Origin of the sequence: Nocardioides mesophilus (genome assembly GCF_014395785.1) — a bacterium.
Taxonomy (GTDB): Bacteria; Actinomycetota; Actinomycetes; order Propionibacteriales; family Nocardioidaceae; genus Nocardioides_B; species Nocardioides_B mesophilus.
The window spans coordinates 2,929,757-2,943,278 of the sequence record NZ_CP060713.1 but is presented as its reverse complement, the minus strand read 5'-3'; the positions used below and the strand labels follow the sequence as shown (position 1 = coordinate 2,943,278).

The following is a 13,522-nucleotide window of genomic DNA, read 5'->3' as shown; positions in this document are numbered from 1 at the left end:
TTGGGTAGCGTGGCACACGTGACCGACACCGACCACACCCCGAGACGACTGTCCCCGCAGCCGCCGAGTCGGCCGCGTCCCACCCGGCGCCGACCAGCGCCTGGGCGTTCGGGCTGGCCACCTACGCCGGCACCGAGGGCGAGGGCGGCGTGCTGGACACCTGGTTCCCGATGCCGGCGCTCGGGCGGCCCACCGGCGACGTCGACGCCCCGGCCGAGCTGCTGCGGCTCGAAGGGGTCGACGAGGTCCGGGGGGTCCGGCGCTCGGTCGTGCTCACCTTCGCCGAGGACCTGCAGGCCCCGCCCACCGACACCCACGACGCGTGGCTGCGGCTGCACCTGCTCAGCCACCGCCTCGTCACGCCGCACTCGATCAACCTCGACGGCGTCTTCGGGCTGCTCACCAACGTCGTGTGGACCAGCGCCGGGCCGTGTGCGGTCGAGGCCTTCGAGCTGACCCGGACCCGGCTCAAGCAGGCCCACGGGCACGTGTCGGTGTACGGCGTCGACAAGTTCCCCCGGATGACCGACTACGTCCTGCCGACCGGCGTGCGGATCGCCGACGCGGACCGGGTCCGGCTCGGCGCGCACCTGGCCGTGGGCACCACCGTCATGCACGAGGGGTTCGTGAACTTCAACGCCGGCACGCTCGGCGCCTCCATGGTGGAGGGCCGGATCAGCGCCGGCGTCGTGGTCGGCGACGGCTCCGACGTCGGGGGCGGCGCCTCGATCATGGGCACCCTGTCCGGCGGCGGCACCACGGTGGTCTCGGTCGGCGAGCGGTGCCTGCTCGGCGCGAACTCGGGGATCGGCATCTCGCTCGGCAACGACTGCGTGGTCGAGGCGGGCTGTTACGTCACCGCCGGCACCAAGGTGCTGATCCGGCAGGAGGGCGTCGGCGGCGGCTCGGAGTCGCGGGTCGTCAAGGCGGCCGAGCTGTCCGGGGCGGACAACGTGCTGTTCCGGCGCAACTCCACCACCGGCGCCGTCGAGGCGGTGCCGTGGAAGCGGCAGGGCATCGAGCTCAACGCCGACCTCCATGCGAACTGAGGCAGGCCGGGTCGCCCGCGTCCTGCTCGTCCTGGTCCTCGGCCTGGCGGCGGCCGCCGGGGTGGGGGTGCTGCTCTACACCGGCGTCGGACCGTTCCCGGACCCTGAGGGATGCACGGCGCAGGTCGGCGAGGTCACGGTCGAGCTCGACACCGATCAGGCCGAGAACGCCGCCACCATCGCCGCGATCGGCGTCCGGCGCGGGCTGCCGGCCCGGGCGGTGTCGATCGCGCTGGCCACGGCGTACCAGGAGAGCAAGATCCGCAACCTCGACCACGGCGACCGGGACTCGGTGGGGATCTTCCAGCAGCGGCCGTCGCAGGGCTGGGGCACCAGCCGCCAGATCCAGGACCCGGTCTACGCGACCAACCAGTTCTACGACGAGTTGGAGAAGATCGACGGCTTCGAGACGATGCGGATCACCGAGGCCGCCCAGCGGGTGCAGCGGTCCGGCTTCCCCGAGGCGTACGAGGACCACGCCGCGGACGGCCGGGCGCTCGCCTCGGCGCTGACCGGCTGGAGCCCGGCCGCCTTCAGCTGCGTGGTCCGCGAGGACGACGCCCGCCGGCAGCGCGAGGGCGCCTCCGGGCTCACGCCGCGGGCCGCGAAGGTCCGTCAGGACGTCGAGCGGGTGTTCGGCGACCTGTCGCTGGGCGGCTTCGCCGCCGGCGGCGTGAGCACCGGACACATGAAGGGGTCGGCGCACTACGACGGTCGCGCGATCGACATCTTCTTCCGTCCGGTCTCCGATCAGAGCAAGCGGCGCGGCTGGGCGGTGGCGCAGTACCTGGTGGCGCACGCCGACCGGCTGAAGGTCGACCACGTCATCTTCGACGCGAAGATCTGGTCGGCCGGGCCGCGCTCGTCCCAGGGCTGGCGCGACTACGACCCGGGCGACCGGCCCGGCAACCGGGCCACGCTGCTGCACCGCGACCATGTCCATGTGGACGTCGTCGAGGGCGGCTGACCGGCCTGTTCGGGCTATGCCGGTCCGGCTGATCGGGTGGAGGAGCTGACCGCGCGGCCGATGTGCGAGCACCCCGAACCAGGCGATCCTGGACCAGCCGGCTCGCGGGGGAAGCCGGCACCGTCGCCGGCCCCGGGAGGGAGGCCGGCGCACGACCGGGAGGGGCTCCATGAACGACTCCGTGCTCTACACGATCGGGACCGCGCTCAACCGCGCCCACGAGGCGGACGTGCCGGTGCAGGTGCTCGTGGAGGGCGCCTGGCTGGCCGGCACCGTGGTGGCCGTGGACGGGCACGGAGTCGTTCTGAGCAGCGACGAGATGGAGCACGCGGTGGTGCGGGTCCAGAGCATCTCCGCCGTGCGGGTCCTGGCGCCGGCGCCGAGCCGGGTGCAGAGCCGGGTCCCGCTGGCCCCGGCGCCGCACCCGATGCCGGCCCGCGCCTCGGCCTGACGCCGGGTCAGGCAGGGTCTGCGGACAGCCGCGCGCAGGCGGCGGCGACCCGCTCGTCGGTGGCGGTGAACGCCACCCGGACGTGCCGCGCGCCCTTCGGGCCGTAGAACTCCCCGGGAGCCACCAGGATCCCCCGCTCGGCGAGCGCCGCCACGGTGTCCCAGCAGGGCTCGTCGCGGGTCGCCCACAGGTACAACGAGGCCTCGGAGTGGTCGATCCGGAAGCCGGCCCCCTCGAGGGCGCTCTTCAGCAGGCCGCGGCGGGCGGCGTAGCGGGCGTGCTGGGCGGCGACGTGCGTGTCGTCGTCGAGCGCGGCCGCCATCGCCACCTGCTGCGGGCCCGGCATCTGCAGGCCGAGGTTCTTGCGGACCGCGAGCAGCTCCCCGACCACGGCGGGGTCGCCGGCCACGAACGCGCAGCGGTAGCCGGCCAGGTTGGACCGCTTCGAGAGCGAGTGCACGGCGAGGATGCCGGTGACGTCGCCGTCGCAGACGTCGGGGTGCAGCACGCTCACCGGCTGCTGCTCCGGGTCCTCCGACCACGCGCACTCGAGGTAGCACTCGTCGGAGACCAGCAGCGCGCCGCGCTCCCGGCACCAGGCCACCACCTTGCGCAGGTGCTGCACCGGCAGCACCCGGCCGGTCGGGTTCGACGGCGAGTTCAGCCAGACCACGGCGACCCGCTCGGGGCCGACGGCGGTCAGCGCGTCGGTGGCCCGGGTGCGCGCGCCGGTGAGCCGGGCCCCCACCTCGTAGGTGGGATAGGCGAGCTCGGGGTAGACCACCAGGTCCGAGGGGCCGAGCCCCAGGTGCACCGGCAGCGACCCGATCAGCTCCTTGGAGCCGATCACCGGGAGCACGCCGTCGAGTCCCACGTCGGTGACCCCGCAGCGCCGGCGCAGCCAGTCCAGGCACGCCTGCCGGGTCTCGACGCGACCGACCGTGACCGGGTAGCCGGGTGAGTCCGCGGCCTCGCGCAGCGCCTGCTGCACCAGCTCGGGGGTGGGGTCGACGGGGGTGCCGACCGAGAGGTCGACGATGCCGTCCGGGTGCGCGCGGGCGGTCGCGGCGTACGCCGTGAGGTGGTCCCACGGGAAGTCCGGGAGCCGCGCGGAGACGGTGCCGATGGTCGGCGAAGCACCACGCCGCCCGCCCCACGGAGCGGGGACGGGCGGCGCGGTCGCCACCTGATCGGCGTGATCGTGGTGATCGGGCATGACCGGGTCGGTCACTCCTGGTTCTGCGGCGGGAGCGCGGCGATCATCGGGTGGTCCTTCTCGATGACGCCCATCTTCGCGGCGCCGCCGGGCGAGCCCAGGTCGTTGAAGAAGTCGACGTTCGCGGTGTAGTAGTCCTTCCACTGCTCCGGGGTGTCGTCCTCGTAGAAGATCGCCTCCACGGGGCACACCGGTTCGCAGGCGCCGCAGTCCACGCACTCGTCGGGGTGGATGTAGAGCATCCGCGAGCCCTCGTAGATGCAGTCGACGGGGCACTCGTCCACGCAGGCGCGGTCCTTGATGTCCACACACGGCTGCGCGATGACGTAGGTCACCTTGTTCCTCCTCGAAGCTCCGACACGGTCCGAACCGCCGCGTTCGGCTCGGTCTCGGGCCCCCTGCAGCGTCGGTGTACAGCCTAGTATCACCGTCGTCGACCACCGGACCGAACCCCGGTCCGCCCAACGGAAGCCTGTGCCGTGACCGATCCCCACGCGTCTCCAGCCCCGGGTGCACGACCGCCGGGTCTGGGGCCGCACTGCGTCGGTCAGCGGGTGGTCGTACGCCGGGTCCTGCCCGGCCGGAGCGGACCGACCGGCGGGCCGGCGATGACCGACGTCCTCGGCACCATGACCGACTGGACGCCTCCGACCACCACGGTGCTGCCGGCCGGCGGGGAACCGGTGGTGATCGCCCTGGCCGACATCGTGTCCGGCAAGCCGGTCCCGCCGCGGCCCTCGGTCCGGCTGCGGGTCACCGCGGAGCAGGCCGAGCGCCGGGCGCTGGCGGGCTGGCCGCCGGTGGTCGCGGAGCCGCTCGGCTCGTGGGTGCTGCGCGCCGCCGACGGCTTCAGCGCCCGGGCGAACTCGGTGCTGGCGGTCGGCCCGCCGGGGCTGCCGGTGCCGGCGGCGCTGGAGCGGGTCGTCGACTTCGCCGCGGCGCACCGGATCTCCGCCTGGGCCCAGGTGGTGGTCGGCTCCGCGGAGGCCGCCGCGGTCGAGGCCGCCGGCTGGGTGCGCGCCCGCCCCGGGGAGGCGGACACCTGCTTCCAGGTCGCCTCGGTCGCCCTGGCCTCCCGTGCGCTGCGGGCGCTGCCGGTCCCCGGGGCCGGCGGCCCGTCCTCGCCCGGCTGGTTGGTCGACACCGCTCCCGTCGCCTCGCCCGGCTGGCTGGCCGGCGACGCCCGCGCCCGGGCCACCCCGGAGGCGGCGCGCGCGGTGCTGGAGGGGCCGGACGAGGTGGCCTTCGTCTCGGTGGCCGCAGCCGACGCGCCGGACACGGTGGTGGCCAAGGGACGGGTCTCGCAGACGGAGGACTGGGCGGGCGTCACCGACGTGTGGGTCGACCCCGGTCGGCGTCGGCAGGGGCTCTCGCTGCTGGTGATGGCGAGGCTCCTCGGCTGGGCCGCGGAGCGCGGCGCCACGACGACGTACCTCCAGACCCGGGGGGACAACCCGGCCGCGCTCGCGCTCTACGACCGGCTCGGCTTCGTCACCCACCACGAGTACCGCTACCTCGCCGCGCCCTGACCATGCCGCCGCTGATGTCGGCAATGTCCGATTCCGGCCCCCGGCCGGCGCCGGGCGGCTAGCGTCGGGGGATGCGCTTTCCGTCGTACGTCGTCGCCGCGATCCTGCTCACGGCGCTGGCCGGCGTGCCGGCGGCCGGCGCCGTGACCGCCCCGCCGACAGCGGCCGCGCGGACCTCCTCCGCGGCGCCCGGGCGGCTCAGCGCCGTCATCGCCTTCGAGAAGAACCCGGCCCACGTGTTCCGGTCCCGGCTGGTCTGGCGGCTGTGGCGCACCCACGACGGCACCCGCAGCCTGGTCGAGCAGCGGTCCTGGCGGGCCGGCTCCGGCTTCACCCGTGACTCCACGGACCCGTGCCGGCGCAACGACGGGTGGCTGCCGGACGGCCGGTACCGGCCACGCCTGCACGCCAACTACTGGGGCAGCCTGATCAAGGGCCGGGCGATCTACCTGGGCAACAAGGCGTGCGCCGACGGGACGCTGCGCACCGACCTGTTCATCCACACCGAGCAGGGTGATCGCAGCCGGCAGTGCGCGGACCGCCCCGGTGACCAGGTCTGCCGGTGGGAATACCCGAAGATCAACGACTACCGCTCCTACGGCTGCGTGAAGGTCTCACCGCGCGCGATGCACGAGCTGTTCGACGCCTGGCGCGCGCACTTCGACCTCGGCTACGACGACCGCGTGCAGGTGCGGGTCCGGGGCTGACCGCTCACGCCCCCTCAGGAGCAGATCACCGAGTCCGACGGGGTGTAGGTGGTGTGGAAGGTCTCCCGGCGAACCCGCTCGTCACTGCCGGGCCTGTAGAAGTCGCGGTAGACGTCGATGTCGAAGCCGCCGTACCCCGTGTTGGGCACGCAGCCCTCGCCGGAGAGACGACGGGTGGCCGGCGCGGTGAAGTCGTAGCGCTCGGACTGGCCGGCGCGGATGTCCCAGACCTTCGTCGACCACATCCGCACCGTCATCGCGCCGGGGCTCGACGGGGTGCTCGGGTCGACGAACGCCTGCACCAGCACGCCGTACGGGGTGTCGTTGCGGAACCGCAGGTCCACCGACGGCCACGCCACGGTGGCCTCCCGGCCGACCGGGTAGCGGTCGATGTAGAAGGAGTGCGGCTTGTGCTCGACGTCCTCGAGGCCGGCGAAGAACATCGCGTTGAAGGTGGTGGTCGCGACCTGGCTGACACCTCCGCCGAAGTCCTCCTTGAACACGCCGTCGCTGATGATGAAGCCCTTGGTGAAGCCGTTCGAGGCGGTGCGCTCCCCCACCACGTCGTTGAGGGAGAACTCCTCGCCGGGCTCGAGCACGGTGCCGTCGACCAGCTCGGCGGCCCGGCCGAGGTTGGTGTTGCGGTAGTCGGCGTGCGGGAAGTACGTCGTGAACTCGGAGACCTTCTCCTCGATGCCGAGCTTGCGGACCTCGGCGGTGCTGACCGCGGGCTTCTCCACGACGGTGCCGACCCGGATCGTGCGGGCGTCGCCCTGCGCTGCGACCACGGTGAGGAAGCCGGCGACCAGCTCGTCCTCGTCGAAGGAGAGGCCCTTCCTGGCCGGGATCACCTGCGGCCGGCCCCGGACCAGGGCCACGGTGGCGTCCCGGGGGGCCAGCGCGGAGGTCTTCAGCCGCGTCTCGACCCGCCGCAGCAGCAGCGCCTCGTCCAGCTCCGGCACGAGTACGCCGTCCTGGGCGAGCATCGACAGGGTCGGCGCGAAGTCCTCCGGCTGCAGCACGACCCGCTCGTCGGCGGCCTCGATCACGACCGCGGCGGCGACGGCGGGGTTGGCGAAGTCGTTCATCGCGGCGCTCACGTCCCCCCGGTCGATCTCCGGCTGCACCTCCTCGGTCGGCAGCTCGACCGCGGGGCCGGGGTGGAGGTAGGCGTCGCGGATCTGCGCGGCGGCGGCGGCGCGTTGGATGCGCTCGCCGACCCGCGGCGGCTTCGCGACCGCCTCGTCGCCCCGGAACACCACGGCGCCGTCCTTCGCCGGGCGACCGAGTTCCCGGGCCAGGTCGTCGACCGCCGCGTCCAGCGCCCGGGTGTCGACGCTGACCACGGGGTCGAAGCTGTCGCCGCTGGTCAGCGAGGCCCACATCCGGCCCGGGTCCCAGGACCGGCCTCCGCCGGCCTGCTCGACCGAGGCGGCGAGGTCGACGTCGAGCCCTGCCGCGCCGGGGTCGACCCGCCGGCTGGTGCCGAAGGCGGTGACCTCGATCGGCGCGACCCGCTCGTCGGCCAGCGCGTCGCCGAGCGCCGTCCGCGCGGCGGCCGGGTGCAGGCCACCGATCTGCACGCCGGCGACGGTGGTGCCGCGCGGCACCCGGTCGCTGGTGAGCAGGTAGCCGGCGACGTAGAGCCCTCCGAACAGCACCAGCAGTCCGAACAGCAGCCAGGGGATCACCCGGCGGTCACTGGTGCGGTAGGGGTACGGCTCGTCGCTCACCCGGCCGAGTCTAGGTGTGCGCCGGCCGCCGGCCGGGGAGCGCGCTGATGCCGACGACCACGAGGACCAGCCCGGTGCCCATCAGCGCGTAGCCGGCCAGGTCGCTGCCCACCGCCCAGTCCCCTTCGGGCCGGCCGGCCAGTGCGATGCCGAGCACCACCAGCCAGCCCAGGGAGTACGCCGCCGCCGGCGCCGGGTGGTCGGCCAGCCGCAGCCGCAGCCCGGTCGCCAGCGAGGCCGCCACCGCGAGCAGCAGCACCAGGCCGCCCTCGCGGTGCACGAGCAGGGCGGCGACCGAGACGACCGCCCCGAGCACGAGCGCCCCGAGCAGCCTCACAGCCCGGCGAACAGGTCCGTCTCGAGCCCCGCGTCGTTGGTCGGGCCGGGCTTGCCCTTGGCGAGCCGGTAGAACTCGCTGCCCCAGATCTCGTTGCCGAGGTTGTTGGAGAGCGCGAAGAAGGGGCCGTCGACCTCGATCTGGGTGGGGTAGGACCGCATCGCCCGGAGCTTGGCGTCCGCGAACTCCTCGCCCTCGACCACCGCGGAGAGCAGGTGGTCGGGAGTGACGAACGGCGGCAGCGGGCCGTCAGGGTCCATCCCCTCGAAGGAGGTGGTGTCGCCGGCCTCGCGCAGCCGGCGCAGGCTGGCGCGCATCCGGCCCTCGGACATGCCGACCCAGTAGATCTTGGCGACGTCCCAGGCGTCCCCGAGGTCGAGCCGGTAGGAGGGGACCGCGGCGAGCGCGGCGGCGTACATCGCGACCCGGTGGGCCTGGATGTGGTCGGGGTGCCCGTAGCCACCGAACTGGTCGTAGGTCACCAGCACCTGCGGGCGGACCTCGCGGATGATCTCCACCAGGAGGTTGGCGGCCTCGGTCAGGTCTGCCCGCCAGAAGGTGTCGTCGCGGACCACCTCGCCGGCGACCGCGTGCCCCTCCTCGTGCCAGGCCATCCCGGTGTCGCGGAAGTGGCCCTCGCCGCCGAGCAGCCGGTAGTCGGTGACGCCGAGCTCCTTCATGGCGGCGTCCAGCTCGGTCTTGCGGTGCGGACCGAGGGCGTCCTCGCGGTCGGCGGCGAGGTGCGCCAGCTCGGGCACCAGCACCTCGCCCTCCTCGCCGAGGGTGCAGGTCACGAGCGTGACCCGGGTCCCGCGGGCGACGTACTTCGCCATCGTGGCGCCGTTGTTGATCGACTCGTCATCGGGGTGCGCGTGCACGAGCAGCAGGCTCTGATCCATAGCGGCGAGCCTAGTCCCCGCCGCCCACGGATCCGCACGTGCGCCGCCCCGCGACTCGTGCCGTTCAGTCGGTGCGATGGCCCTTGATCCGGCGCGGCGCAGTGGGCAGGTCGAGCGGCGGGAGCATCGTCGCGGGCCGCGGCCGTACGTCGTCGTGGTCGACCCAGCCGTCGCGCTCCTCGGCGAGGATCTCCAGCACGAACTCCGGGGCGTCGGTCAGCACCGCCCAGGGGTGCCCCTCGTCGTCGTCCTCGCCGGCGAGCCGCTCCCGGGCGACCTCCGCCTCGAAACCGTCACGGTGCAGCCGGGCGGCCACCGCCCGGGCGTCGTCCTCGTCGTGGAAGATCCCCCTCACGCCGGCACCCCCGGCACCGCGGGGGCCGCGGAGGCGGGTCGGGCCCGCGCGGCGGTGCGCAGGTGCTCGCGCAGCCCGGGGAGGAACGGCCGGTCCGGCCGGAGCCAGCGCACCCGGTCCAGCTCGTCGGGGCCCAGCCACCAGATCGCGTCGTGCTCGTGCGGCACCGGCTCCCCCGTGACCAGCTCGGCCAGCGCCACCCGCAGCACCAGCCCGGGGCGGATCGGCTCCCGGTGCGGCAGCAGCGCGGTCACCCGCACCTCGCAGGAGAGCTCCTCGCGGATCTCGCGGACCACCGCGGCGGAGGGCTCCTCCCCCGGCTCCACCTTGCCGCCCGGCAGCTCCCAGCGCCCCGCGGAGTCGGGCGGCGCCGTGCGACGGGCAGCGAGCAACCGGCCGCGGTGCACGATCGCGGCCCCCATCACCAGCACCTCGTCCGCGGACACGCTCGTCATGATCGCACGGTCGCGGCCGACGCGATCGGGGAGACTGTGGCGGTGAACGACCAGGCCGCGGCGACAGGACTGGGCCTCGTCCGCGCCGACGACCGGTCGGAGGCGGTCGCTGCCCTGGTCCAGCACGTCGGCCGGCGGGTCGGGCTCCAGGGGGTGCTCGCCGACCTGAACCGCACCGGGCGGGTCGGTCCGGTGCCCGCGTCCGCCGCCGTCTGGGGCTTCCGGCTGCAGGCAGAGGACGACCACAGCCCGCGCTGGTGGCCGCAGGGCATCACGACCTCCGGCGACGCCAACGCCGACGGTCAGGTGGGCGGCCGGTCGGTCGTCCTCACCAGCGCCTACTCCAAGGAGGTCAACGGGCTGCACATGGGGTCGCGGATCACCGTCACCGACGTCACCGAGCCCAACCGCGTCCGCTACCGGCACGTCCTGCTCGTCGAGGCGCTCGAGGTCGACGGCCAGCTGGAGCTCCGGCCGGTCAAGGTGCACGCCGGCGGGCTGGTGTGGCACGGACGGCACCTGCACGTGGCGGCCACCGCCCGGGGGCTGGCGACCTTCCGGCTCGACGACATCCTCGAGGTGCCGCGCAGTGGCGCCGCCGCCCGGTTCGGGCTCGGCGCCGACGGTGCGCTGGACGCCTTCGGGCACCGCTACGTGCTGCCGCTGCGGTTCCGCTACGTCGCCGAGCACGCCGCCGCGGTGGCGCCGATGCGCTACTCGTTCCTCTCTCTGGAGCGCGACGACGGGGCCGTCCGGCTCGTCGCCGGTGAGTACGGCCGCGACGGCGCGACCACCCGGCTGCTGCGCTATGCGATCGACCCGGCAAGCAGGCTGCCGGCCGAGGACTGGCTGGGCCGCAGCCGCCCGTTGGAGGTGGAGGTCGGTGTCGACGGCATGCAGGGGGCGGTCGTCGTGGGCGGCCGCCACTACCTGTCCACGAGCGCCGGCCCGAGCCGGCACGGCAGTATCTGGGTCGGCACGCCGGACGCGCTGGAGCGGCGGCCGGGAGTGCTGCCGGTGGGTCCGGAGGACCTCTCCTACGCCGCCGCCACCGACCGGATCTGGTGCGTCTCGGAGTATCCGCGACACCGCTACGTCTTCGCGATGGACCGGTCCCGGCTCGACTGACCGGTCCGCGACGAGCACGACCTCGTCAGTCCAGGCAGAACTCGTTGCCCTCCGGGTCGGCCATCACGATGAACCCCGCGCTCATCGGCGGAGCCGGCTCGTCGCGCCGCAGCCGCGTCGCCCCCAGGGCCACCAGCCGCCCGCACTCGGCCTCCAGGGCCGCCATCCGCTCCTCACCCTGCAGCCCGGGGGCCGCCCGCACGTCGAGGTGGACGCGGTTCTTCACGACCTTGTCCTCGGGCACCTGCTGGAAGAACAGCCGGGGTCCACGTCCCTCCGGGTCCTCCAGGGCGGAGGCGCTGTTGCGCTGCTCCTCCGGCACGCCGGCCGCCTCGAGGAAGTCGTCCCACGCGGCGAGCGGGTCACCGTCCTCGGCTACGTCCACCCCGGGTGGACCGGGGTGGACGTAGCCGAGCACGTCACGCCAGAAGGTCGACAGGGACCGCGGGTCGTGCGCGTCGAAGGTGATCTGGATCTGACGGCTCATGAGTTGCTCCCTCCATTGCGGGTCCGTGAACCGCCACCCGTCCGGCCAGCCTCGTAACGGCGACCGAAGACACCGACCGCGACGGCCACGACCAGGAACACGACGATCGACACGATGAGCTCCGGGTCGAGGGAGAAGCCGCCCTCCCTGACTGCTCGATAGCCGATCAGCAGTGCGACCGCGAGCAGCGGAGGCCACACCCAGGAGGCGAGGGGGCTTCTGGGAGCTCGGGTGCCCGCGGGCGCGGACTTCGACGGCGAAGTCATCCCCGCATGGTTTCACGTCCGGGCCCGCATGCGGGTTACCGTCAGGCAGAGCCAGGCGGGGTGCCGGCGGCTGACCTTCAGGTAGGTCGCGGAGCGCGCGCCAGCTGGCGGCTCTGCGCGACCAGCCGGCCGGCCGAGTCCCACACCTCGGCGTCCTCCTCGAGCAGGCCGCCGGCGAAGTTGCGGGTCCGGTGCGTGACCGCGAGCCAGCCGGGCGCCGGACGGGCCCGCAGGTGCACGCTGAGCTCCAGGGTCGGCGTCCAGCCCAGCATGCCGAGGTCGAAGGTGACCGGAGGGAGCGCGTCGACCGCGAGCAGCAGCATCAGCGGGTCGGGCTCGCGGCCGTCGGCCATCCGGAGCCAGCCCTGCAGCAGCCCGCGCCCCGACGGCTGGCCGACCGCCCAGCCGACGCAGGACGGGTCCAGCCGCAGGTCCAGCCGCTCCAGCAGGCTGGCCCGCTCCAGGAAGTCCGGCGGCGCCAGGTCGGTGCCGAGGCACTGCTCCGGCGGCGGCATCTGCGGGGGCATGGCGCTGGTGCGTACGTCGTCGGGCAGCGCGTCGAGGTCGCCGTACGTCGCCAGCACGCGGAGCCGCTCCACCGGCCGACCGTCCGGGTCCTCCTGGACCAGGGAGGCCTGGGCGGTCGACATCGTGCGTCCGGCGCGCAGCACCTCGGTGCGGACGCGCGCCGGACCCGGCCGGGACGCCGAGAGGTAGTAGGCGCTGATCGCCAGCGGGTCGGGGTGGCCGTCGGCCGCGCAGGCGTGACGCAGCGCGTTGCCGACCACGGCGAGCAGCATCCCGCCGTTGACGCCGGCGCCGATCTGCCAGCCCTCCCCCAGCTCGGCGGCGAAGGCCGTTGGGTCCTCGGCGGACCGCTCGACCCTGATGCCTGCGTCGAGCTCGGACGTCGCGACGCAGGCGCCGCCCGGCTCGCTCATGCCGAGAGTGCCTTCTTGTACTGCACGCTGCGCTCCCGGTGGCCGAAGGAGGCGAGCATCCTGCTGAGGTGGGCGTTGTAGCCGTAGACCCGGGCTGCCACGGTCGTCACGTTGCGGGACTGGAGAAGCTCGTTGACGGCGAACAGGAACGCCCAGGCGTAGCCCTGACGCTGAACGTCGTCGTGGATCCGGAGCTCCTGCCCGAAGGCATGAAGGCCGTCGGCATCCTTGCGCAGAGTGAGCCACAGGGTGCCGACGGCGGTGTTGCCGTCGTAGCCGACCAGGAACACGTTGCCGGGCGTGTCGATCCCCCGCGGGAGCAGGGCGTCGACGTCGCGGCTGGCGGCGCTCTCCGCCTCCGCGGCGGGCAGCGCTCCGGCCTTGGCCATCTCCCTCGCCCGCTGCTGCTTGGAGTGGGCGATGTACTCCTCGAACTGGGTCGGGTCCATGTCCCGCAGGTTGAGCCGCGGAAGGCCCTCCGGCGGCGGGTGCGGCGGACCGCCACGCAGAGTCCGCACCGTCTCGGTGACCAGGCGCTGGTAGCCGCGTCCCTCGAACAGCGCGGAGGCCTGCGGCGGCACCTCCAGCCGCAGCCACGCCGCCTGCTGTTCGGCGAGGGCCGCCTCGAGCCCGTCCACCAGCAGCGGTGCCTCGGGGCCGGCCATCACCTCCGGGTCGAGGGACAGGACGAAGGCCTCCCGGCCCTGCGACGTCTCGTGGACGTCGACGGCCACCGTCCCGCCGCTGCGCTCACCAGCGTCGGTCGACCAGAGGTGCAGAGCGCCCTCGTGCAGCCGCTGGCGGAGGGTCTCGACCTCGGTGGTGGCGCGGTGGTCGGCGGCCTCGCGAGGGGCTCCGCCGGCGATGTGGCGCTGGGCCCGGCGATCGCGTTCGCGGTCGAGCCAGGCGCCGGCCTCGTCGGCGGGCAGGGGCTGGAAAGTCAGGGAGGGAACAGCGTTGGAATCCACCCGGTGATGCTACAGACACCGACCGACGAGTCAC

17 protein-coding genes are annotated in these 13,522 nt (G+C 74.0%); 6 read left to right on the top strand and 11 right to left on the bottom strand.

What is annotated here, in order from left to right; translation table 11 throughout:
- Window positions 1-149 precede the first annotated feature (149 nt).
- From dapD to H9L09_RS14260, 3 genes are all read left to right on the top strand, one after another.
- Window positions 150-1,049 (top strand): 2,3,4,5-tetrahydropyridine-2,6-dicarboxylate N-succinyltransferase, encoded by a 900-nt coding sequence (gene dapD, locus H9L09_RS14270; RefSeq protein ID WP_343065139.1) that lies wholly within the window; start codon window positions 150-152, stop codon window positions 1,047-1,049.
- Window positions 1,039-2,016 (top strand): VldE C-terminal domain-containing protein, encoded by a 978-nt coding sequence (locus H9L09_RS14265; RefSeq protein ID WP_187577555.1) that lies wholly within the window; start codon window positions 1,039-1,041, stop codon window positions 2,014-2,016. Before dapD ends, H9L09_RS14265 begins: the two co-directional genes overlap by 11 nt.
- 169 nt (window positions 2,017-2,185) lie before the next feature.
- Window positions 2,186-2,467 (top strand): hypothetical protein, encoded by a 282-nt coding sequence (locus tag H9L09_RS14260; protein WP_187577554.1) that lies wholly within the window; start codon window positions 2,186-2,188, stop codon window positions 2,465-2,467.
- Between the two features lie 7 nt (window positions 2,468-2,474).
- Here H9L09_RS14260 and dapC read toward each other — a convergent pair whose 3' ends face one another.
- Together dapC and fdxA are read right to left on the bottom strand one after the other, a co-directional pair.
- Window positions 2,475-3,683 (bottom strand): succinyldiaminopimelate transaminase, encoded by a 1,209-nt coding sequence (gene dapC, locus H9L09_RS14255; protein ID WP_187577553.1) that lies wholly within the window; start codon window positions 3,681-3,683, stop codon window positions 2,475-2,477.
- Between the two features lie 11 nt (window positions 3,684-3,694).
- Window positions 3,695-4,018 carry a ferredoxin gene (gene fdxA, locus H9L09_RS14250; protein ID WP_187577552.1) on the bottom strand — a complete coding sequence of 108 codons (324 nt, stop codon included), beginning with the start codon at window positions 4,016-4,018 and terminating at the stop codon, window positions 3,695-3,697.
- Window positions 4,019-4,162: 144 nt separating this feature from the next.
- Between fdxA and H9L09_RS14245 the strand changes: the two genes are divergently transcribed.
- Together H9L09_RS14245 and H9L09_RS14240 are read left to right on the top strand one after the other, a co-directional pair.
- Window positions 4,163-5,212 (top strand): GNAT family N-acetyltransferase, encoded by a 1,050-nt coding sequence (locus H9L09_RS14245; protein WP_187577551.1) that lies wholly within the window; start codon window positions 4,163-4,165, stop codon window positions 5,210-5,212.
- A 71-nt stretch (window positions 5,213-5,283) separates the two neighbouring features.
- On the top strand, window positions 5,284-5,919 hold the full coding sequence (locus H9L09_RS14240; RefSeq protein WP_187577550.1) for a hypothetical protein: 636 nt from the start codon (window positions 5,284-5,286) through the stop codon (window positions 5,917-5,919).
- A 14-nt stretch (window positions 5,920-5,933) separates the two neighbouring features.
- On the opposite strand, the gene H9L09_RS14235 is transcribed toward H9L09_RS14240, so the two are convergent.
- From H9L09_RS14235 to H9L09_RS14215, 5 genes are all read right to left on the bottom strand, one after another.
- Entirely contained in the window at window positions 5,934-7,652 is a 1,719-nt protein-coding gene (locus H9L09_RS14235) for a VanW family protein (protein WP_187577549.1), read from the bottom strand.
- Between the two features lie 10 nt (window positions 7,653-7,662).
- Window positions 7,663-7,989 (bottom strand): DUF6113 family protein, encoded by a 327-nt coding sequence (locus H9L09_RS14230; protein ID WP_187577548.1) that lies wholly within the window; start codon window positions 7,987-7,989, stop codon window positions 7,663-7,665.
- Window positions 7,986-8,888 carry an N-acetyl-1-D-myo-inositol-2-amino-2-deoxy-alpha-D-glucopyranoside deacetylase gene (gene mshB / locus H9L09_RS14225; RefSeq protein WP_187577547.1) on the bottom strand — a complete coding sequence of 301 codons (903 nt, stop codon included), beginning with the start codon at window positions 8,886-8,888 and terminating at the stop codon, window positions 7,986-7,988. Before mshB ends, H9L09_RS14230 begins: the two co-directional genes overlap by 4 nt.
- A 64-nt stretch (window positions 8,889-8,952) precedes the next feature.
- Window positions 8,953-9,243 (bottom strand): hypothetical protein, encoded by a 291-nt coding sequence (locus tag H9L09_RS14220; protein ID WP_187577546.1) that lies wholly within the window; start codon window positions 9,241-9,243, stop codon window positions 8,953-8,955.
- Complete coding sequence (locus tag H9L09_RS14215; RefSeq protein WP_187577545.1) at window positions 9,240-9,698, bottom strand: (deoxy)nucleoside triphosphate pyrophosphohydrolase; 459 nt, start codon at window positions 9,696-9,698, stop codon at window positions 9,240-9,242. The genes H9L09_RS14220 and H9L09_RS14215 overlap by 4 nt, the downstream gene beginning before the upstream one ends.
- A gap of 42 nt (window positions 9,699-9,740) precedes the next feature.
- Here H9L09_RS14215 and H9L09_RS14210 point away from each other — a divergent pair, with 42 nt between their 5' ends.
- A complete protein-coding gene (locus tag H9L09_RS14210) occupies window positions 9,741-10,826 on the top strand; it encodes a hypothetical protein (protein WP_187577544.1) in 1,086 nt (361 codons plus the stop codon).
- Window positions 10,827-10,851: 25 nt separating this feature from the next.
- On the opposite strand, the gene H9L09_RS14205 is transcribed toward H9L09_RS14210, so the two are convergent.
- The 4 genes from H9L09_RS14205 to H9L09_RS14190 form a co-directional block, all read right to left on the bottom strand.
- A complete protein-coding gene (locus H9L09_RS14205) occupies window positions 10,852-11,313 on the bottom strand; it encodes a VOC family protein (protein WP_187577543.1) in 462 nt (153 codons plus the stop codon).
- Window positions 11,310-11,579 (bottom strand): hypothetical protein, encoded by a 270-nt coding sequence (locus H9L09_RS14200; RefSeq protein WP_187577542.1) that lies wholly within the window; start codon window positions 11,577-11,579, stop codon window positions 11,310-11,312. Before H9L09_RS14200 ends, H9L09_RS14205 begins: the two co-directional genes overlap by 4 nt.
- A gap of 77 nt (window positions 11,580-11,656) precedes the next feature.
- Entirely contained in the window at window positions 11,657-12,520 is an 864-nt protein-coding gene (locus H9L09_RS14195; protein WP_187577541.1) for a thioesterase family protein, read from the bottom strand.
- Window positions 12,517-13,488: a GNAT family N-acetyltransferase gene (locus H9L09_RS14190; RefSeq protein ID WP_187577540.1), complete on the bottom strand. Its 972-nt coding sequence runs from the start codon at window positions 13,486-13,488 to the stop codon at window positions 12,517-12,519. Before H9L09_RS14190 ends, H9L09_RS14195 begins: the two co-directional genes overlap by 4 nt.
- Window positions 13,489-13,522 lie beyond the last annotated feature (34 nt).

Bases quoted from the DNA above. Each gene is read 5' to 3' on its own strand.
- H9L09_RS14265 (WP_187577555.1), top strand. From the start codon at position 1,039: ATGCGAACTGAGGCAGGCCGGGTCGCCCGCGTCCTGCTCGTCCTGGTC.
- H9L09_RS14260 (WP_187577554.1), top strand. From the start codon at position 2,186: ATGAACGACTCCGTGCTCTACACGATCGGGACCGCGCTCAACCGCGCC.
- dapC (WP_187577553.1), bottom strand. From the start codon at position 3,683: ATGCCCGATCACCACGATCACGCCGATCAGGTGGCGACCGCGCCGCCC.
- H9L09_RS14240 (WP_187577550.1), top strand. From the start codon at position 5,284: ATGCGCTTTCCGTCGTACGTCGTCGCCGCGATCCTGCTCACGGCGCTG.
- mshB (WP_187577547.1), bottom strand. From the start codon at position 8,888: ATGGATCAGAGCCTGCTGCTCGTGCACGCGCACCCCGATGACGAGTCG.
- H9L09_RS14215 (WP_187577545.1), bottom strand. From the start codon at position 9,698: ATGACGAGCGTGTCCGCGGACGAGGTGCTGGTGATGGGGGCCGCGATC.
- H9L09_RS14205 (WP_187577543.1), bottom strand. From the start codon at position 11,313: ATGAGCCGTCAGATCCAGATCACCTTCGACGCGCACGACCCGCGGTCC.
- H9L09_RS14200 (WP_187577542.1), bottom strand. From the start codon at position 11,579: ATGACTTCGCCGTCGAAGTCCGCGCCCGCGGGCACCCGAGCTCCCAGA.
- H9L09_RS14195 (WP_187577541.1), bottom strand. From the start codon at position 12,520: ATGAGCGAGCCGGGCGGCGCCTGCGTCGCGACGTCCGAGCTCGACGCA.